Source organism: Bacillus sp. JJ664, assembly GCF_036962205.1.
Classification (GTDB): domain Bacteria; phylum Bacillota; class Bacilli; order Bacillales; family Bacillaceae_G; genus Gottfriedia.
Genome location: NZ_JBALMS010000146.1, coordinates 1 through 21,139 on the forward strand (window position 1 = coordinate 1; position 21,139 = coordinate 21,139).

Here is a 21,139-nt window from a genome sequence, read left to right on the forward strand (position 1 = left end):
AGAGTGTACCAATAGGTACACTCCTTTTTATTTATTCATCCACGGATTCTTCTTCATATGGAATATAAACGACGATGGTTTGGTAACCTTCCTTTACTTTCACTTGACCTCCATATGGGATGTCATGAATGATGATGCTCCCTTTTTGGTCGAGCGAAAAATGTCCAATCTTATCATTGTCTTCATCTAATAATACCATTTCATGATCATTTCCTAGAATTCGTACGCCGTCATTACAATCAACTTGTATTTTCCAATTTCCTAGTTTGCTTAATAAGAAATGTTTCATCGTTTTATTCTCCTAATTAATTAATCTTTAAAATTTACGTGTATTGAATGAAGGTAATAAAGAAGAATCAGGAAATGAAGTGATATGTTATAAAAAAGTAAAACGCTGATATAACAGCGTTTTATTTGATTAGTATTTTATTTTTATTCATTATTATTTCGGAATATTCCAGTCATGGTATTTCTTCACTGCTTTACGTGCGATAAAAAATCCAGCTACTATTATAATTAACCAGATGATAATGAGTACAGAGTTACCGATTATGAAGACCGTAGTATTTTTGAATCCAGTTGAAATATTTTTCAGATTGTCCTTAAATTTAGCAGTAATTCGGTCATTTACTGTTTTAGGTGGGGTAGTATCTGTAATTTCAGCTACTTCCGTAACAGAAAGATTGATCGTACTGTAATTGATTAATGAATCGTACGTCTTGATTGTTGTTGTTAAACTTTCAATTTCATATCGAACGGTTGAAAGTTCTTTTTCAAGCTCTATGATATCACTTAACGAGCCAGATTTTTTCAATAAATTTAGTAGTCTTTCTTCTTGTATTTTTAAAGATTTTATTCTAGTTTCTGTATCAAAGTATTGATTTGAAATATCTTCAGTAGAAATAGATTTGGAAGTCACATTTCCAATCGTGTTTATCTTAGATAAATAAGCATTTAGTTTATTAGAAGGAATTCGTAAAGTATATTGTGCCGTTCTTGAAGGGAATTCATCATTATTGTCATCATACTTTTCTAGCATTGATGTACCAGTTATATGATTAGACTCTATATAACCATTAAATTCACTGACAGATATTTCAAGTGTTTCGATGGTTTTTTCGAATTTTTTTGTTTCTATCTGAACATCAGCGGTTTTAATTAATTTACGTACGATTCCTATTGGTGATTCTGTACCATTCTTGGCGTTATTTTGATCCACAGTTTGTGAATCTGTTTCTTGTTGTGAGGATTTATCCATATACATAGATTTTTCACTTTCAACACCATTCGAATTTGAACAAGCAGTTACAAGAGAAATGACAAGGAGAAACAAACCAATTTTTTTAATAACTTGTAAGGTATTCACCATTCATATTCACCTCTTTTATTTAATCGAACTTCTTTAATGTATGACATATTATGTATTGTTAAAATTTTCTAATTTAATTCACTATATCATAAGTAGTCTTTACTTCAAATATGAGAATGAGCTTTTCTAGGACTTTAGTAAGAAAAAAATAAATATTTTGACTATTAAATCAAATTATGACAAAATAATGAAAACTAAATAGTGGGGAATAGGTGTGAATGTTAAAACGTACGTTTTAAACATTTACTTAAAAGGGAAGTTTGGTGAAATTCCAACACGGTCCCGCCACTGTAATTGAGGAGTAAATAAATACATACCACTTATCTATTGATAGGGAAGGTTTTATTTACGATGATCCAAAAGTCAGGAGACCTGCCTATTCTAAAGACGCTGTTCGACCTACGAGAGATAGGGAGGTGCCTTATGTATTGGAAACTGACATGTATGTATTCTGTTCATTTGTGTTTTCCTACTTAAGAGCATTTTTATCTCAATTTAGATAAAAATGCTTTTTTATATTCAAAAAAGGGAGTGTTTTACATGGTAAACATAAGTAATCTAGGATACCCAAGAATTGGTGAAAACCGTGAATGGAAGAAGACATTAGAGTCTTTTTGGAAAGGGAATATCACAGAGGATCAATTTGAGAGCGAAATGAAGTCAATTAGACTTCAGTCAATCGAAAAGCAGCTTCATTTAGGGATTGAGATGATTCCAGTAAATGATTTTACTTACTATGATCATGTTTTAGACTTTGCAACAATGTTTGGCTGGATTCCCACTCGTTTTGGTGACCTATCTGAGCAACCTTCATTGCATACATATTTTGCATTAGCTAGAGGGAGTAAAGACCTGGTAGCATGTGAAATGACTAAATGGTTTAATACGAATTATCACTATATAGTCCCAGAATATCAATATGATCGTAAATCTAAATTATTATATAACAAACCACTAATGTCATTTCTAGAAGTGAAAAATGAATTAGGTATTATATCGAAACCTGTTATTTTAGGCATTTATACGTTCACTCAGCTTTCAAAAGGATATAAACAAGAAGATAAATATGCTGTCGTAAAAGAGTTATTACCGGTCTATATTCAAATGCTAAAGGAACTTGAAGATGCTGGAGTAGAATGGGTACAAATTGATGAGCCTGCTTTTGTGTTAGAAGAAACGAATGATGATATTCAGTTGATAAAAGAAATTTATTCAGAAATATGTGAGGCTCTTCCATCATTATCAATTATGCTTCAAACATATTTTGAAGGTGTTGAGCAATATCATGAGTTAATCAAAATCCCTGTTAAAGGAATTGGATTAGACTTTGTTCATGGTAGAGAAGAAAATGTAAATGCATTGAGGAAATATGGATTTCCAAAAGATAAAGTACTGGCATGCGGGATTGTGAATGGGAGAAATATTTGGAAGAACGATTTAGTAGAATCCATCCAATTGATCGAAACACTTCAAGCACTTATTCACCCAAAGGATTGGTGGATTCAGCCTTCTTGTAGCTTATTGCATGTACCAGTCACAAAGAAAAAAGAAGATTCGCTAGAGCCTACTGTACTTGCTGCATTAGCTTTTGCTGATGAAAAAATAGAAGAGTTAGTCGTGTTAAAGAAAGCATTGAAGTTTGGTAATGATGCCGTAAAACAAGAAATTGAAAAGGGAAAACAAATCTTCGAATATCTAAATAAACTAAATTCCAACTCAAATGACCTAAGAAATTTAAGCGAAGAAGATTTTAATAGAGCGTTACCTTTTAAAGAACGATATCACTTCCAAAAAGAAGCATTGAAATTGCCATTATTACCTACAACAACAATTGGTAGTTTCCCACAGACAAAAGAAATCAAAATTGCTAGACAACAATGGAGAAAAGGGGAACTTTCAGAAACCGACTATCGTCATCAAATAAAATTGAAAATTAAAGAATGGATTGAGCTTCAAGAAACATTAGACTTAGATGTATTGGTACATGGAGAATATGAAAGAACAGATATGGTAGAATATTTCGGGGAAAAGTTAAAAGGGTTTGCCTTTACTAAAAACGCATGGGTTCAATCATACGGTTCAAGATGCGTTAAACCACCGATTATTCATAGTCGTGTAGAATTTATGAAACCTATGACAGTCGATGAGACTAGCTATGCACAAAGTTTAACGAAAAAGCCTGTGAAGGGGATGTTAACAGGACCTGTAACTATTTTGAACTGGTCGTTTGTTCGTGAAAATCATGCAAAAGAGGATATTGCAAATGAAATTGCACTTGCTTTAAGAAAAGAAATAAATGCACTTGAAGAATCAGGTATCTCTATTATTCAAGTAGATGAACCGGCAATTCGTGAAGGTTTACCACTAAAAAAACGAAATTGGGAAGCGTATTTAAACTGGGTTACTCGTGCATTTCGCTTAACTACAGCAGGGGTTCAAAAAATGACGCAAATTCATACTCATATGTGTTATAGCAGTTTTTCTGACATAATGGATGCAGTTATTGAACTAGATGCAGATGTTATTTCAATTGAACATGCAAGAAGCCACGAAGAATTTTCTTCCTACTTAGCAAAAAAACCGTATCCATTAGGAATTGGTTTAGGCGTATATGATATTCATAGTCCTCGTGTTCCATCTGTTCAAGAAATGGAGCAAAATATAGTGGGTTCTTTAAAAGTGTGTGATGTTCAACAATTTTGGATCAACCCTGATTGTGGATTAAAAACTCGAGATGAGAAAGAGGTTATTCAAGCTCTTTCTAATATGGTGGCTTCCGCAAAGAAAGTACGCGAACACTTTTATTCTATTCTTTCTTAATTGCACGAAAAGTCATTTTAGAACATAAAGTATAATTGTAAATCGACATGCATCATTTGAACAATTTAGTGATATATTAAAAAATAAGTATTGAAATGTACTGAAAAGTAAGCTACTATTTAATTAATATTTTGAAGGAGGCATCAAATTTAGACACTATGTACATGATCCGATAACTTTTAAGCTAATTAATTTTATAGCAAAAAAAGTACTCTGCCTGAAGTCAGAGAAATTGGATTAGTCTGTCTATATTTAGTGCCGTGAATATTAAATAATGAACCATATGAAATGTATATATGCGTGGTTTTATTTAATCGCACCTTTTTTAGGCATACGTGTATTAGTTTTTCGTTAAACTAATACGATTAACAATTCGTCCATTTACACACAGGCAGATGCTTGTGTGTTTTTTATTTTTTAGGCTCTGTTACAGCTCGCTATTGATGTTAAACAATCATAAATTTTTTAATACGATAACAGGGCCATTTTAAAATCGGATGGAGTGATTTGTATGTTTATTATAAAAGCAAATAATGTAAGTATTGAATTAAATGGATTAATGATCTTTGAAAATGGTAACTTAGACATTAAAGAAGGCGAACGAGTTGCATTAATCGGAGAGAACGGGATAGGGAAAACAACTTTTATTAATGCATTGATGGGTAGACTACCAATTCAAAAAGGGACTCTGCAAATTGAATTCAAGAAGGATGAAATAGGCTGGTTATTAACTGATGAAAATGAAACTGACCAAATGACAGCAAAAGAGGTAGTGGAATCTGGTGATGAGAAGCTTTTCTTTATCAAAAGAAAAATAGATCTATTATCAAACGATATGTCGAATGAACAAAATGTAATTGAATTTAATGAGTATTTAAGTGAATATCTTGAGTTAAATGGATATGAGTGGGAATCAACGATTGAACAAACGCTTAAAAAATTTCAATTACCGCAATCAATTTGGGAAATACCGTATTCTCATTTAAGTGGTGGTCAGAAAACAAAAGTGAAATTAGCTAAAATTATGTTGAGGCAACCGAGGCTATTAATCATGGATGAACCTACGAACCATTTAGATAGTGAGTCAATTGACTGGTTAACAAATTGGCTAAAATCTTATAGGGGAACAGTGCTTTTTATATCACATGAAAGGCAGTTTATCGATGATGTCGCAACAAAAACTGTTGAATTAACTGAAAATGGAACATGTAAGTATAATGGTGGCTATTCCGAGTATAAAAAGCAAAAAGAACATGAAAGAATAACCAACCAAGCTTTGTATGAAAAGCAAGAGGCAGAGAAGAAGAAATTAATTGAAACAATTAACCAATATAAACAATGGTTCTCACAGTCACATAATGCTGCAAGTGAGCGTGATCCATTTGCGAAGAAACAAGCGGCTAAAAACGCATTGCGATTTAAGTCAAAAGAAAAGGATTTAGAAAGAATTGAGCAACGTAAGGTTGAAAAACCAAAAGAAGTTAAATCAATTTCAACAAAATTTGAAAGTGAATCATTTTCAGCAAAACAAATGATAAGATTTCATCAGGTTTACTTTGGATATGAAATTGAAAAGAATTTATTTGAGCAATTAAACTTTACATTGAATCGAGAAGATCGATTAGCTGTCATTGGAAAAAATGGGTCTGGTAAAACAACTTTTTTAAAATTATTAACTGGATTGTTAGCGCCAAATGAAGGGTCTGTGCGTCATAATCCTCAATTGAAAATAGGTTATTTTATGCAAGAGCTTGAAACACTTAATGAAGATACTACAATTTTAGATGAAATATTATCTCTTCCAAATATGACTGAAACGGAAGCAAGAACGATCCTTGCGTGTTTCTTGTTTAGAAAAGAAGATGTATATAAAAAAATAGGTCAGTTAAGCATGGGAGAAAAATGTAGGGTTGCTTTTGTGAAACTTTATTTTTCCGATTCAAATTTACTTGTTTTAGATGAACCAACAAATTATTTAGATATTCATACTAGGGAAAGAATTGAGGAAGCATTAGCTGTTTACCATGGTGCAGTTGTAGTCGTTTCACACGATCCATTTCTACTAAAGAAAGTATCAAATCGTGTAGTCCACATAGAAAAAGGTACTTTTTATGAATTTAAAGGTTCATATGCGGAATGGAATGGAAGGCAATCAATTACAAACGATCAACAGAGCTTGTTAAATGACCGAACAAGACTTGAACTTGAAATATCAGCAATGATCGCTGAGGAACTTGAGAGTGAAGATGAACATTCCTTCCAACTATCAAAAATTGTTGTACTAAAACAGCAACTTGCAGACATTGAGTTGAAATTGAAAAGTATATAGATAAAGACTTGATTCCAAAATAAAAAAGTGTGTTTCACCAGAAAGGTGGAAACACACTTTTTTTATACACTTGGTAAAGTAAAACCTTCACCAAAAACGTCACGTACATCATGGATGACAACAAAAGCCTTTGAGTCTATACCATGAATAATTTTCTTTAATTCAAAAAGCTCTTGCTTATTAATAATGATATAAAGCGTTTCTTTTCTTTCACCTGTAAAGTGACCTTTCGCTGGAAAAATTGTTACACCACGGTTCATTTCATTCGATACTAATACTGCTATTTGATCTGCTTTGTCAGAAATAACAGTAATCGCTTTTTTAGGGTTCAGACCTTCGATAATATAATCAATGACCTTTATTCCTATGTAAATAGAAATAAGTGTATACATTGTTTTTTCAAAACCTATGACAAAGTAACCACCCGAAACAACAATTAAATCAAATGCTAAAAGTGTTTTACTAATACTCCATCCGAAGTATTGATGAAAAATTTGTGCAATGACAGTAGTGCCGCCTGTTGTACCACCAGAACGAAACACGATACCTAAACCAAGGCCAATGAATAATCCTGCAAAAATAGTTCCTAGTAATGTTTCTTTCGTTGGAACCCCTAAACCTTCAGTTAACCTTATGAATAGAGAGCTTGCTACGATTGAGATGATGGTATAGAGAATAAGCTGCTTTTTTAATAACTTATATCCAAGGATCAAAAGTGTGGCATTTAATATAAACATGACGATACCTGGAGACCATTCAAAAAGGTAATAAGTAATCATTGTAATGCCAATAAATCCACCTTCTGCTAATTTATTAGGAATTGCAAAGAAGTTTATTCCGATTGCAAAGATTGCTGAGCCGATTAGTAGTCCAATTATTTCAATGATGTATTTACGCACCTTTACCCCTCATTTTTAAATAAATTTTAATCATAACTATTATTCTATCTAAACCAATTCATTGAAGCAAAATATTTTTAATTAAATAGATTTCTAGTCATATGATTGTATACGCTTTCATATTTTTATATAGACAAGCTATCTAAGGAGGAATGAAAAATGGTATATGCAACGCCTGGAAAAACTGGTTCATTAATCACGTTTAAAAATCGTTACGATAATTTTATTGGTGGCGAATGGGTCCGACCTGTACGTGAACAATATTTTGGTAATGTAACGCCAGTAACTGGACAAGTATTTTGTGAGGTTGCTAGATCAACTGAAGAAGATATTGAGCGTGCACTAGATGCAGCACATCGTGCAAAAGATAAATGGGGCAGAACAAGCGTCACAGAGAGATCTAATCTTCTACATAAAATTGCAGATCGTATGGAAGAAAATAAGGAATATTTGGCTGTTGCAGAAACTTGGGAAAACGGTAAACCAGTAAGAGAAACACTTGCTGCAGATATTCCATTAGCAATTGATCACTTCCGTTATTTTGCTGGATGTATTAGATCACAGGAAGGATCACTTGGTGAAATCGACGGAGATACTGTTGCATATCATTATAAAGAGCCTTTAGGAGTAGTAGGTCAAATTATCCCTTGGAATTTCCCTATTTTGATGGCGGTTTGGAAGCTTGCTCCAGCTTTAGCAGCAGGGAATTGTGTCGTATTAAAACCCGCGGAACAAACGCCAACTTCAATTCTTGTATTAATTGAATTGATTCAAGACCTATTACCACCTGGTGTAGTGAATGTGGTGAATGGTTTTGGACTTGAAGCAGGTAAACCATTAGCATCAAGTAATCGTATTGCAAAAATAGCTTTCACTGGTGAAACATCAACAGGTCGCTTAATCATGGAATATGCTTCGAAAAATCTAATTCCAGTTACGCTAGAACTAGGTGGTAAATCACCAAATATCTTCTTTGAAGACGTAATGGATAATGAAGAGTTCTTTGATAAAGCACTTGAAGGCTTTACAATGTTTGCGTTAAATCAAGGTGAAGTATGTACATGTCCATCTAGGGCATTAATTCATGAATCGATTTATGAAGAGTTTATGGACAAAGCGATTAATCGAGTAAAAGCTATTAAACAAGGTAATCCACTAAATCCTGAAACGATGATTGGATCGCAAGCATCACAGGAGCAATTAAATAAAATTCTTTCCTATTTTGAAATCGGTAAAAATGAAGGTGCGGAAGTATTGGTTGGCGGTAGCAGAAATGTTCTAGAAGGAGAACTTCGTGACGGATATTATGTGAATCCAACAATCTTCAAAGGAAGAAATGATATGAGAGTTTTCCAAGAAGAAATTTTTGGTCCAGTTGTTTCTGTTACGACATTTAAAACGAAGGAAGAAGCGTTGCAAATCGCAAATGATACTTCTTACGGTTTAGGTGCAGGGGTATGGACACGTGATATGGATACTGCGTACAGATTTGGACGTCATGTAGAGGCAGGTCGAGTATGGGTTAACTGCTATCATGCATATCCAGCACATGCGGCATTTGGCGGTTACAAAAACTCTGGAGTCGGACGTGAGAATCATAAAATGATGTTAGATCATTACCAAAATACAAAAAATATGTTGGTAAGCTATTCACCAAGTAAACTTGGATTCTTTTAAGATAAGAAACACCTTAGCATTTTTTCGCTAAGGTGTTTTTTTGTAACTTTATAGAATAATTATTTCTTAAACGCATTTAAAATACGTAAAATATCTAAGAATAAATTAATAAAGTTTAAATATAGGTCAAATACCGCAGCTGGTACATCTTTTTCAGTGAATGTATCTTTTTTCATTCGAGAAACATCATAAAGAATGTATCCAGAGAAGATCACAACTCCTACCCAAGCTAACACAAGGTAAAATAAATCAGAACCGATAAACATGCCTACTATACTTACTAGAATTAAAGCTAGAAGTGAGAAAAATAGAATACCACCCAAGAAAGTGAAGTCTTTCTTTGTGAAGTAAGTGTATAAGAAAAGGCCTCCAAATAATGCAGATGTAACACCAAATGCGACAATGACCATCATTGCACCCATTGAATCAACATAATAGTCGATAACTGGATAAATACTGATACCCATTAACAATGTAAATAGGTATACAAGCCACATTGGCAACACCATTCCGTAAGCACTTAGGCCTTTACGACGTTTCTTTCCACTACCAAAGATGGACTTGAGAAGTAATGCGACTAAAACAATTAAAGGAATAAATCCAATTGCCATTGCAATGCCTGGCGGTATAAAGAATCCACCTAAACCTGTTCCGATAAATGAGATTAATAAGGCAATAAAGAACCTTGGAAGTACGTGTGTTGTAATTAATGATTTTCCTACTTGCATAAAAAAAATTCTCCCCCTTTATTTCCTTTACTATAGCATGATTAAGCATATCTGAGTATATGTTGACGTGCAAAGTAAGCGGATTCTGACATATTATTCAAGAGACTTCTATTAAAATGATAATAAGAGCCAAAGCGGAGGTGTTACCATGTGGATTGGAGTATCGTGCTTAATCTTATTTGTAGGGGTAATTTCGACATTTCAAATTTTGGTGAATAGAAATTGGAAATGTATCTATACCGCTTATGGTTATCAAAGCTATTTTAAAATCATCGGACAATTAAAACAAAAGGGAATTCCCTATAAAACAAAAATACCAATGAATCTAAGAGTAGGGCGATATTATGACAATACACAGTACGATATTTACGTAAAAAAGGAACTAGAACATAAAGCAATAGAAGCGTTAAATCATCAATAATCAAAATTTTTGTATGATTCATTCATATGTAAATTGATATAAAAACTAAATAACTGTATGATGAATTCATTAGGGTTGATTTTAATTAACTTTAGAAATAAGGGGATTGAATATGGATATCAGAATTAATAAAGAGTTTGTTCTTAATACAGCGAAACAATTACTTGAGTTTAATAGTCCTAGCGGATTTTGTTTTGAAATTATGGAATTAATTCATTCTTGGACTAAAAGCTTAGGTTATCAGTTTGAGACTACGAACAAAGGCTGTGGAGTTATTACAATTCCAGGTAAAAGTAATGATGAAGTAGTTGGCTTATCTGCTCATGTTGATACTTTAGGTGCGATGGTTCGCTCTGTAACTGCAAAAGGCACGTTGAAATTTACTGTAATTGGTGGCCCAATTGTTCCAACATTAGATGGAGAGTATTGCCAAATAAGAACTCGTGATGGCAAAATTTACAGCGGAACGTTTTTATCAACAAGTCCATCAATTCATGTGTTTGAAGATAGTAAAACAAAAAAACGCGACCCTGAAAATATGGAAGTAAGAATAGATGAATGTGTAAAAAATAAAGAAGATGTAATCAATTTAGGCATTGGACCTGGTGATTTTATTTTCTTTGATCCAAAAACAACGATTACAGAAAGCGGATTTATTAAATCTCGTTTTATTGATGATAAGGCAAGTGTTGCTTGTATATTAGGCTTATTAGAACTGTTTAAAAGAGAAAATATTGTCCCAACATATACGACAAAATTATTTATTTCTACTTATGAAGAAGTAGGGCATGGCTCATCATATATTCCTTCTGATATTACGGAGTTAATTTCTGTTGATATGGGATGTATCGGGGATGACTTAAGTTGTACAGAATATGACGTTTCAATTTGTGCGAAAGATTCAGGCGGCCCATATGATTATAATATGACAACTGATTTAGTCAATTTAGCTAAACAAAACGACTTAAACTATGCTGTTGATATTTATCCAATGTATGGATCAGATACAGTTGCAGCACTTCGTGGCGGTCAAGATATTAGGGGCGCATTAATTGGTCCTGGTGTGCACGCCTCACATGGTATGGAACGTACACATTATCAAGCAATGGAAAATACAATGAAATTATTGTATTTATATGTTACAAAGTAAAAAGAGTAAAAGCTGTTTGAGATAGTCTCAAACAGCTTTTTTGTAGCTATAAATTATGATTTATAATTTTAAAAAAAGACAATGTATGCTATTGGTATAATGTCTGATCGCTATTTTTCATACTAGTAAAATACTAATATGTCAAACGCTGAACGCCGTTTAAATCATCGTCATTTCTTAAAACACCATTTGCATTGATTTTCTTCAAGGTAAATGTATAAAAGTAAGAAGAGAGCGCATCATCACGTTTTTTTTCTTTTAGCAAATCTAAAAGTAATTGTTTCGTCCCAGCTCCAACGACGCCATCGACATCCAATTTATGATTTTGTTGGAATACTCGAACTGCAAAATCCGTTCCTTCTGCAAAATAGCCATCAACCCCATTAGTGGAATAACCAAGTTTTGTTAGAGTGTCTTGAAGCCATTCAACCTCACTACCAACACTACCAAGTTTTAAACTAGTTGGGATATCATTTGGCTTTGTGACAACGATACTCCCGGAATCATCATTAAATAGCTGATTAGACACCGCTATGTCATTAAAGGATTGATTAGATGACGTAATGAAAACAGTCGTATTTTTTTGTATGTGATCAAACAACCACTCGACCTCTTCATCATACATTCTTACGCATCCACTACTAGCATAAGTCCCAATTGAAGCTGGGTTACTATTTCCATGTATCGCATAGGTTGTACCCCATGTCCCTTTTGCATTTAATCCTAACCAGCGATTACCTAATGGATTACGTGGGTCACCACCGGGTATGTTCTCTTTATAATAAGGCCTGTTCACAATTTTGTTCACAATTTTAAACTTGCCTTCAGGAGTTAATTCTTGGCTTCTCCCTGTAGCAACTTTAAATTCTTTTACTAGCTTTCCGTTCTCATAAAATGCTAGTCTATTAATCGCCTTATTGATAATAATCAACTGAGAAACTTGTTTTTCTTCCGCAAATGACTGAACAAAGTTAGAACACAAAAAGCATAAAATAATCAAACTAAACAAAAAAACGCGCTTAAACAATTTTTTCCCCCCAACAAAATAAAAAAATAAGTAGCCTTACTATCTTATGTAGGTATGGCTTGTCCTATATAGTGAAACTTAGAAAATAAGAAAAAAGATAGAGGGAAAATAGTGAAAATGTGTAATAGCACTAAAAATGTAAAAAAGAGTTAAAAAATTCCTTATGCTTGATGGTTTAATAAAAACTTTAAAAATGTTGAAATAAGATTCAATTATTTGTATAACTTAACTAAGAACATGAATTGAAGGGGATTAAATTTTGAGAGCAACTATTAAAGATGTAGCAAAGCTTGCAGGTGTGAGCGTTGCATCTATTTCCAGATATTTAAATAATAAAGGTTATATAAGCGATGTTACGAAGGAGAAAATTAAACAAGCAATTCATGAATTGAATTATCAGCCAAATGAAGTAGCTCGTGCATTATTTAAAAGACAGACAAAAACAATTGGTGTGATCATTCCAAATATACGAATTTACTTTTTTGCTGAATTGGTTAATTATATTGAATACTTGGCTAGTAAAATAGGATTTCGCATACTGCTTTGTAATACGGATTATTCTTCTGAAAGAGAAAAAGAGTATTTAGCAATGCTAAAAAATCATCAAATAGACGGCATTATACTAGCTAGTCACACATTACCAGTCGAAAAATATAAGAGTTTACAACTCCCAGTCGTTTCGATTGATCGTTATTTGGATGATACGATACCACTTATTACAAGTGATAATGAGCTTGGAGGAAAACTTGCTGCAGAAAAATTTTATCAAACTGGTTGTAGAAAAGTAGGCTATTTTGGACTTATGAATGATAAACAAAATGTAACAACCATTCGATATGATTCTTTTAAAAGGCATTGTGATGAGTTTGGTTTAGAAGTAATAGCGGAACAACCAGAATATAAAAAAGATATCAATGGACAAAAACATTCGGATTTAGAATTAGTTAGAAATTATTTGTCATCACATAAGAAGCTTGAAGGATTATTTACGGTAGATCCATTAGCATTGGCAGCGATAAGAGTTTGCCAAGAAAACAGGATGAAGATTCCTACTGATTTTCAAATTATCGGTTATGATGATTTAGCCTTTGCAGAAATGACCTTTCCCTCAATCACAACCATAAAACAACCGATTTCGCAACAGGCGGAACACGCCATTGCCAAACTATTACAATTGATGAATGGAGAAGAGGTTCCTAGTCGAACTATTTTACCAGTAGAATTAATTGAACGTGAATCAACAATAAATATTTGATAAGTCTTGCAAATTGAATGTAACTTGTTAAAATAAGATATGTAACCGGTTACCTATCGTTTCATGAGATGGGTAATCAATATAGAAATCAGACCAATTTTGTGCATACGGTTGCTTTAGATGAAACGTAAAGTTGAAACCGTTTGCAAAGAGAAGGGTAAAGGAGATGGAATTATGCTTGAAAATTCTAGTTTTTCAGTTAAACCTGAATTATTTTCAGAAGCAAGTCAATTAATTGATGTACTTCAAATTCAACAGATTACAACTTATTCAAAAGAAAAAAATAAATGTGTGTTTACTGTTAACAAAGGGAATATCACAGTAGAGTTTCCAAGACCTGATATCGTAAGATTAACTGTTAACCATACAAATAAAAATTTCACGCACCATAATAGCTCAATCGAAACATATGAAGGATCTGAGTTTACAATCAGAGAAACTGAAGAACACGTTTTAATGCAAACAACAGAAGTAGAATTTTATCTACATAAACAAAATTGTAAATTTATCATCAAAACTGCTAAAGGTGAAATTTACAGTAACGGTTTTTATTTGACTGAGGAAAGTACGATTTCTCTTATTGGAGCCCAAGAAAATGAATTTATTTACGGATTGGGGGAGAAAAGTGGTTGGTTAAATAAAAAAGGTGAGCGTTTATCAATGTGGAATACGGACGTTTTTGCACCTCATACACCAGATATTAGTGAGTTGTATGAATCAATTCCTACTTACCTATCATTTACATCAAATTATTCTTTTGGTTGTTTTTTAAATAATACCGGCCGTACGATTTTTGATTTTAAAAATCGCAAGGATGAACACAAATTAGAAACAGAAACAGGTATTATTGATCTGTTTATCTACACTGGACCATCGATGAAAGAAGTACTTGAGCAACATACCTTTATGACTGGACGTCCGTATCTTCCACCAAAATGGGCACTTGGTTATCATCAATCAAGACATAGCTATCAAAATGAAGAGGAATTAAAATATATTGCTGATTCTTTTGAAAATCTTGAAATTCCAGTGGATGCAATTTTCTTAGACATCTTATATATGGACGGATATAGAGTATTTACGTTTGATAAAGAACGTTTCCCAAATTATGAAACATATCTACCTCAATTACTTGAAAAGGGAATTCATATTGTACCAATCGTAGATCCAGGTGTGAAAGTTGCTGGTCAATATGATGTTTTCATAGATGGTGTCGTAAAAGATGCATTTACTAAAATGCCAGATAAATCACTTTATATTGGTGATGTATGGCCAGGTAAAAGTGCATTGCCAGATTTTAGTCAGCAGAAAGTAAAAGACTGGTGGGGAGAATTACACGAGTTTTATACAAAGCTAGGTATTAAAGGAATTTGGAATGACATGAATGAGCCAGCCATATTCAATGAATCGAAAACGATGGATTTAGACGCTGTTCATGACAATGATGGAAATCCAATTAGCCATAAAGAATATCACAATTTATATGGTTATGAAATGAGTAAAGCTACTTCAATCGGTATTCAAAAGTTAACAAATGAACGTCCGTTCGTACTAACTAGAGCAGGATATGCAGGCATTCAAAAATACGCAGCAGTATGGACAGGTGATAATCGTAGTTTTTGGGAGCACTTAGCGATGACGATTCCAATGTGCTTAAATCTTGGATTATCTGGCGTTACATTCTCTGGTCCAGATGTTGGTGGATTTATGAATGATACAGAAGCAGAGTTATTGACTCGATGGATCCAAATGGGTACTTTTTTACCTTATTTTAGAAATCATTGTTCAATTGGAATGGATCGACAAGAACCTTGGGTTTTTGAAGAGAAATATACAGATATAAATAGAGATTATATTCAAATGCGTTACGAATGGATGCCATATCTGTATCAACAATTTATTGAAGCAGAAAAAACAGGTCTACCAGTTATGCGTCCATTAGTACTTGAATACCCAACAGATGAACGTACATTTGACATGAATGATGAATATTTAGTAGGAGAAAACTTATTAGTTGCACCGATTGTTACACGCTCGGCGAGATCACGCTCGGTTTATTTACCAGATGGCATTTGGTACGATTACTGGACTGATCAAGTATTTGAAGGCGGAAAAGATAGTTTAATTGATGCGCCATTAGACAAAATACCATTATTTTTGAAAGCTGGAAGTATCATTCCTTTAACAAATAAAAAGAAAAAAGCGAATCAAAATGATGATGAACTTTACTTACATCTGTATTCACAAGAAAGTGGTAATGTAAAAACAGTCATATTCGAAGACGATGGACTGACAATGAATTATCAAACAGGAGAAAGATTTGAATTGCATGTAAATGTAGATTTTAATCATGATTCAGTTAACGTTAAGCTTGAAAATAAAGGAGATTTTAAACCAAGCTGGAATAAAATCACGGTCTTTTTACATGGAACGAATAAAGAATTACGCATCGAAGGGCATTTAGAATTCGAGGCAAGATCAGGTAAGGAGCTAATGTAATGGAGAAAAAATGGTGGCATAATAGCGTCGTTTATCAAATATATCCAAGAAGCTTTATGGATAGTAATCAAGATGGGATCGGTGACTTAAACGGTATTATTGAAAAGCTTGATTACTTAAAATTACTAGGAATAGATGTTATATGGTTAAGCCCAGTATACAAATCTCCTAATGATGATAATGGCTATGACATTAGTGATTATTGTGACATTATGGAAGAATTCGGAACGATGGAAGATATGGACCGATTAATTTCTGAAGCAAATGATAAAGGAATTAAAATTGTAATGGATTTAGTGGTCAACCACACTTCCGATGAGCATCCATGGTTTATTGAATCTCGAAAAAGTAAAGATAATCCGTATCGAGATTATTATGTTTGGCGAGATCCAGTTCAAAATGCAGAACCAAATGGTCTACAATCTGTTTTTAGTGGTAGTGCGTGGGAATTTGATGAAGAGACTGGACAATATTTTCTTCACTTATTTAGTAAGAGACAGCCTGATTTAAATTGGGAAAATCCGAAGGTTCATGAAGAAGTATATAAAATGATGAATTTTTGGCTAGATAAAGGCATTGGTGGTTTCCGTATGGACGTTATTGATTTAATCGGAAAACTGCCAGATCAAGAGATTACCGGGAATGGACCTAAGCTTCATCAATATTTACAAGAAATGAACGCAAAAACATTTGGAAATCATGATGTACTAACTGTAGGAGAAACTTGGGGTGCAACACCTGAAATCGCAAAATTATATTCTGACCCAGAACGTAATGAGTTAAGTATGGTCTTTCAATTTGAACATATTAGTTTAGATCAACAAGAAGGAAAAGAAAAGTGGGATTTAAAGCCACTAAATCTACTTGATTTAAAAGCTGTATTTCATAAATGGCAAACGCAGTTAGATGGAAAAGCTTGGAATAGCTTATTTTGGAATAACCATGATTTACCTCGTATCGTTTCTAGATGGGGAAATGATAAGGTGTATCGAAAAGAAAGTGCGAAGATGCTAGCAACAATCCTACACTTAATGCAAGGTACACCTTATATTTATCAAGGCGAAGAAATTGGTATGACGAATGTTCGATTTGATAAAATAGCTGATTATGATGATATTGAAACTCGTAATATGTATCACGATCGTATATCAAAAGGATATGCTCATGAAGAAATTATGGAATCTATTTATACTAAAGGAAGAGATAATGCTCGCACGCCAATGCAATGGTGCGAAAGTGAGCATGGCGGTTTTACGAGCGGAACACCGTGGCTTTCATTGAATCCTAATTTTATAGAAATTAATGTGGCAGAATCGATCAAAGACCAATCTTCTATTTTTCACCATTATCGCAAGCTAATTGACCTAAGAAAACAATTGCCAGTTATTGTTTACGGTTCTTTTGACATGTTAGCTGAAAATGATGAAAAAGTATTTGCTTATAAACGTGAATTAGAAGATGAAAAACTGTTAATCGTTGCTAACTTTACAAGTAATAAAACAACATTCAAGTTTACAGAACAATATGAGGATGCAACAATATTACTCAGTAACTATGAAAATTCTGGAATACAGCTCGACTCAATCGACCTTAGACCTTTTGAAGCGATTGTATACAAATTAAATTGTAAATAAATTAAAAATTGTTTGACATTTATTTTGTCAGTCGTATATGATGTTAATATCAAATAAAAAGGGAGGTAGGTTGAAATGATGATTGTAAAAATAAAAGTAAAAAAACACTACAATTTAATAATGAACATGAACCCTATCTCTGCGCAGGACGGACCACGTTAAAACGTATTATTTAATGACAATCTAGCCATGGGTTTATATTCCCCATGGCTTTTTTGTGCCAAAAATAAGCTAATGTTTATTTTGGTACAGAAGATTTTTTATGGCCATGGGGTATGGAAAATATTCCCATGGCTTTTTTTGTCAAAAATGTGGAGGGTTGCGTAGAGAATAGGTTGATTGATACAAAGGAGGTACAATATTGTTACGAATTTTAAGTTATGTTTATAGGCACAAATTATCATTATTTATTGGATCATTATCAATGTTACTAGTAATTGGGGTAGACCATTTAATCCCTTACTTACAAATGGTGTTAGTAGATGACGGTATTATTAAAAAAGACGGATCGGTGATTCTTCCAATCATTGGTGGGATTTTAGCAATTACTTTAATTAAGTCAGTTCTTGGTTATGTAAAAGAATATTTATATGATTTAGTTGGCGCGAAAGTACATGAAGATATTAAGAACGAAATGTTCCAACATATTCAAAGTTTTGAGTTTAAATACTTTGATTCTATGAATACTGGCGAATTACTTTCGAGAATCGGTGAAGATGTAGAGAATATTTGGCAAACAATTGGCTTTGGTTTGCGATTATTCGTAGAAAACATCATTTATTTTGTGGCTAGTACAATTATTTTATTTATTATTGATTGGAGATTAGCTCTGATTTGTTTAGCAATTATGATTCCAATCGGATATATGGGTACTCGATTAAATCGATTATTAAATGCAGGATACGGTAAGATTAGTGACCATACTGCTGAAATTAATACAACTGCTCAACAAAATATCGCTGGGGTAAGATTAGTAAAAGCATTTGCCAGAGAAAAACATGAAACATTGAAATTTTTAAAAATGAATCGTGGTTACTATGATTTAAATATGGCTCAAGCGAAAACAATGCGTAAATATTTTCCTTCAATTGAGTTTTTAACAAATATTGCCTTAGTCGCTATGATCATTGTTGGTGGTTATTTTGTACTTCAAGATACGATGACGCTTGGTGAGTTAGTTGCATTTAGTGGTTATATTTGGAACTTAATTTGGCCAATGAGAATGCTAGGTTGGTTGACGGATATCCTTTCTAAAAACCAAGCATCTGCTAAGAAGATTTTTGAAATTTTAGATCGTAAAACAGAAATTAAAAATAAACCTGACGCTTATACACCAAGTCTTGTTGACGGTTCAGTGGAGTATAAAAATGTTAGTTTTAAATATAATGATGAAATGGTCTTAAAAAATATTAATCTATATATTCCAAGTGGAAGCAAAGTAGCGATTATGGGTACAACGGGAGCGGGTAAGTCATCAATCCTACACTTAATTGGACGTTCTTATGATGTGGCAGAGGGAGAATTATTAGTAGACGGGGTTAATGTGAAAGATTTTAACTTAACAAGCCTTCGTACAAATATGTCATTAGTATCACAAGATACATTTTTATTCTCTGACACGATTGAAAATAATATTAAACTAGGAAATCCTGAAGCAACAATGGATGAAATTCGAGAAGCTTGCCGTATTGCATGCTGTTTAGATTTCATTGAAGAGCTTGAAGAAGGATTTAGTACAGAAATTGGAGAACGTGGAATCGGATTGTCAGGTGGACAAAAACAAAGGATTTCAATTGCACGTGCACTATTACGTAAAGCACCGATTTTAGTACTTGATGATGCAACTTCAGCGTTAGATATGGAAACAGAGTATGAATTATTACACAACTTAAATAAACGTTTTTCTCATAGTACAACATTCATTATTGCTCACCGTATTTCAGCAGTAAAAAATGCTGATATGATTCTGTTTGTTGAAAATGGAGAAATAGTTGAAAAAGGTAATCATAAAGAATTACTTGCTCTTAAAGGAAAATATTATGAAGTATATGAGGAGCAGTTTAAAGATTTTGAAACAGTAGAAAGCGGGGTGGTCTAATTGGCACAGAATACTATAAATCGTGATGAAGACCAACTGAATCGTAGTAAAGTCGAGATCATTCTCAGACTTGGAACTTATTTACAACCTTATAAATTTAAAACTTTTTTAGTTATTTGCTTAATGTTATTTGTTATGATCGTTGGTATTTTAAACCCGTACTTATTGAAAGTAGCAATTGATACGAATATCAAAAATAACGATGTAAAAGGTCTTATGGTGATCGGTGGCGTTTTACTTGCTTTTAATTACTTAGCAATGATTTCATCAAGAATTCGATGGACAATGATTAGTTCTGTTACAAATAACATCTTGGTGAATATTCGACATGAACTATACACACATATTCAAAAACTATCATTTACATTTTTTGATAATCGCCCAGTTGGTAAAATTTTAGCTCGTGTAATGGGTGATGTTAACGCACTTCAAAACTTATTTAACCAAAGTATCCAGACATTAATTCCAGAATTATTAAGCTTAGTCTGTGTTACGGTTGTGATGTTTATTTTAAATGTTAAGCTAGCTTTAGCGTCGGTTTTAATCCTTCCTTTTCTTGCAGCTGCAATGTTTTACATTGAAACTCGTGCTAGGAAGAGATGGGATGTATATCGTAAAAAGCGATCAAATCTAATCGCCTTTATTCATGAAGATTTTTCGGGAATCAAGGTTGTTCAATCTTTTGCGAAAGAAAAGGATAAAGAAAAAGACTTTAAAGAAAAAGTTTCTGAATTAATGGGAGCATTCATGAAGGCAGTTAAACTAAATGACTTTTTCTGGCCTTTAGTTGAACTTTCATGGGGAATCGGAACAGTAGTTGTATTCTATGTTGGGTACAAACTAGTAATGAGCGAAGAAATTGAAGTAGGTACGTTAATTGCCTTTTCAATGTACATCGGAATGTTCTGGCGTCCAATTATGAACTTATCAAACTTCTATAATACTTTAATTTCAAACTTCTCTGCGGCAGATCGTATTTTTGATATTATGGATATTGATCCAGATATCATTAGTCAAGAAAATGCACAACCAATCGGTCATATTAATGGAGAAGTTAAATTTAATAATGTCACTTTTGGTTATGATGAAAATTCAACAGTACTAAGAAATGTTAATTTTACAATCAATCCTGGTGAAAAGATTGCCCTAGTTGGAGCTACAGGTGCTGGTAAAACAACAATTGTTTCCCTATTAAGTCGTTTCTATGATCCAATAAATGGTGAGATATTAGTA

The 21,139-nt window shown here is 33.1% G+C and carries 15 protein-coding genes and 1 riboswitch; of the genes, 10 read left to right on the top strand and 5 right to left on the bottom strand.

Translation table 11 applies throughout. The features are described from left to right. Window positions 1–31: 31 nt before the first annotated feature. Together V7056_RS18365 and V7056_RS18370 are read right to left on the bottom strand one after the other, a co-directional pair. Window positions 32–289 (bottom strand): hypothetical protein, encoded by a 258-nt coding sequence (locus tag V7056_RS18365; protein WP_499703842.1) that lies wholly within the window; start codon window positions 287–289, stop codon window positions 32–34. Window positions 290–442: 153 nt separating this feature from the next. Beyond that, window positions 443–1,369 (bottom strand): DUF4349 domain-containing protein, encoded by a 927-nt coding sequence (locus tag V7056_RS18370; protein WP_499703843.1) that lies wholly within the window; start codon window positions 1,367–1,369, stop codon window positions 443–445. Between the two features lie 193 nt (window positions 1,370–1,562). Beyond that, a riboswitch (cobalamin riboswitch) is annotated at window positions 1,563–1,763 on the top strand. A gap of 146 nt (window positions 1,764–1,909) precedes the next feature. Between V7056_RS18370 and metE the strand changes: the two genes are divergently transcribed. Together metE and abc-f are read left to right on the top strand one after the other, a co-directional pair. After that, window positions 1,910–4,189, top strand: a complete 2,280-nt coding sequence (metE, locus tag V7056_RS18375) for a 5-methyltetrahydropteroyltriglutamate--homocysteine S-methyltransferase (protein WP_499703844.1) — start codon at window positions 1,910–1,912, stop codon at window positions 4,187–4,189. A 511-nt stretch (window positions 4,190–4,700) separates the two neighbouring features. Then, complete coding sequence (gene abc-f / locus V7056_RS18380) at window positions 4,701–6,518, top strand: ribosomal protection-like ABC-F family protein (RefSeq protein ID WP_499703845.1); 1,818 nt, start codon at window positions 4,701–4,703, stop codon at window positions 6,516–6,518. A 62-nt stretch (window positions 6,519–6,580) separates the two neighbouring features. Here the strand turns inward: abc-f and V7056_RS18385 are convergent, their stop codons facing one another. Further along, entirely contained in the window at window positions 6,581–7,417 is an 837-nt protein-coding gene (locus tag V7056_RS18385; protein WP_499703846.1) for a YitT family protein, read from the bottom strand. Window positions 7,418–7,576: 159 nt separating this feature from the next. Here V7056_RS18385 and exaC point away from each other — a divergent pair, with 159 nt between their 5' ends. Then, entirely contained in the window at window positions 7,577–9,094 is a 1,518-nt protein-coding gene (gene exaC, locus V7056_RS18390; RefSeq protein WP_499703847.1) for an acetaldehyde dehydrogenase ExaC, read from the top strand. A 59-nt stretch (window positions 9,095–9,153) separates the two neighbouring features. On the opposite strand, the gene V7056_RS18395 is transcribed toward exaC, so the two are convergent. Then, window positions 9,154–9,822, bottom strand: a complete 669-nt coding sequence (locus V7056_RS18395) for a Bax inhibitor-1/YccA family protein (RefSeq protein ID WP_499703848.1) — start codon at window positions 9,820–9,822, stop codon at window positions 9,154–9,156. A gap of 148 nt (window positions 9,823–9,970) precedes the next feature. Between V7056_RS18395 and V7056_RS18400 the strand changes: the two genes are divergently transcribed. Then, window positions 9,971–10,243 (top strand): hypothetical protein, encoded by a 273-nt coding sequence (locus tag V7056_RS18400; RefSeq protein WP_499703849.1) that lies wholly within the window; start codon window positions 9,971–9,973, stop codon window positions 10,241–10,243. Between the two features lie 112 nt (window positions 10,244–10,355). Continuing rightward, complete coding sequence (locus V7056_RS18405; RefSeq protein ID WP_499703850.1) at window positions 10,356–11,393, top strand: M42 family metallopeptidase; 1,038 nt, start codon at window positions 10,356–10,358, stop codon at window positions 11,391–11,393. Window positions 11,394–11,526: 133 nt separating this feature from the next. Here the strand turns inward: V7056_RS18405 and V7056_RS18410 are convergent, their stop codons facing one another. After that, entirely contained in the window at window positions 11,527–12,420 is an 894-nt protein-coding gene (locus tag V7056_RS18410; protein WP_499703851.1) for a L,D-transpeptidase family protein, read from the bottom strand. 259 nt (window positions 12,421–12,679) lie between these two features. Here V7056_RS18410 and V7056_RS18415 point away from each other — a divergent pair, with 259 nt between their 5' ends. The 5 genes from V7056_RS18415 to V7056_RS18435 form a co-directional block, all read left to right on the top strand. Next, window positions 12,680–13,675 (top strand): LacI family DNA-binding transcriptional regulator, encoded by a 996-nt coding sequence (locus tag V7056_RS18415; RefSeq protein WP_499703852.1) that lies wholly within the window; start codon window positions 12,680–12,682, stop codon window positions 13,673–13,675. A 120-nt stretch (window positions 13,676–13,795) separates the two neighbouring features. Next, window positions 13,796–16,174: a glycoside hydrolase family 31 protein gene (locus V7056_RS18420; protein WP_499703853.1), complete on the top strand. Its 2,379-nt coding sequence runs from the start codon at window positions 13,796–13,798 to the stop codon at window positions 16,172–16,174. Continuing rightward, window positions 16,174–17,808 carry a glycoside hydrolase family 13 protein gene (locus tag V7056_RS18425; RefSeq protein ID WP_499703854.1) on the top strand — a complete coding sequence of 545 codons (1,635 nt, stop codon included), beginning with the start codon at window positions 16,174–16,176 and terminating at the stop codon, window positions 17,806–17,808. The genes V7056_RS18420 and V7056_RS18425 overlap by 1 nt, the downstream gene beginning before the upstream one ends. A gap of 361 nt (window positions 17,809–18,169) precedes the next feature. Continuing rightward, the gene (locus tag V7056_RS18430; RefSeq protein WP_499703855.1) at window positions 18,170–19,906 is read left to right on the top strand and encodes an ABC transporter ATP-binding protein; all 1,737 of its coding nucleotides are present in this window, start codon (window positions 18,170–18,172) and stop codon (window positions 19,904–19,906) included. Continuing rightward, on the top strand, window positions 19,907–21,139 hold a 1,233-nt coding region (locus V7056_RS18435), incomplete at its 3' end, for an ABC transporter ATP-binding protein (protein ID WP_499703856.1).

What these genes read in the sequence shown, in the direction of transcription:
- V7056_RS18420 (WP_499703853.1), top strand. Translation starts at nt 13,796, where the DNA reads ATGAAACGTAAAGTTGAAACCGTTTGCAAAGAGAAGGGTAAAGGAGAT.
- V7056_RS18395 (WP_499703848.1), bottom strand. Translation starts at nt 9,822, where the DNA reads ATGCAAGTAGGAAAATCATTAATTACAACACACGTACTTCCAAGGTTC.
- V7056_RS18365 (WP_499703842.1), bottom strand. Translation starts at nt 289, where the DNA reads ATGAAACATTTCTTATTAAGCAAACTAGGAAATTGGAAAATACAAGTT.
- V7056_RS18405 (WP_499703850.1), top strand. Translation starts at nt 10,356, where the DNA reads ATGGATATCAGAATTAATAAAGAGTTTGTTCTTAATACAGCGAAACAA.
- metE (WP_499703844.1), top strand. Translation starts at nt 1,910, where the DNA reads ATGGTAAACATAAGTAATCTAGGATACCCAAGAATTGGTGAAAACCGT.
- V7056_RS18425 (WP_499703854.1), top strand. Translation starts at nt 16,174, where the DNA reads ATGGAGAAAAAATGGTGGCATAATAGCGTCGTTTATCAAATATATCCA.
- abc-f (WP_499703845.1), top strand. Translation starts at nt 4,701, where the DNA reads ATGTTTATTATAAAAGCAAATAATGTAAGTATTGAATTAAATGGATTA.
- V7056_RS18370 (WP_499703843.1), bottom strand. Translation starts at nt 1,369, where the DNA reads ATGGTGAATACCTTACAAGTTATTAAAAAAATTGGTTTGTTTCTCCTT.
- V7056_RS18400 (WP_499703849.1), top strand. Translation starts at nt 9,971, where the DNA reads ATGTGGATTGGAGTATCGTGCTTAATCTTATTTGTAGGGGTAATTTCG.
- exaC (WP_499703847.1), top strand. Translation starts at nt 7,577, where the DNA reads ATGGTATATGCAACGCCTGGAAAAACTGGTTCATTAATCACGTTTAAA.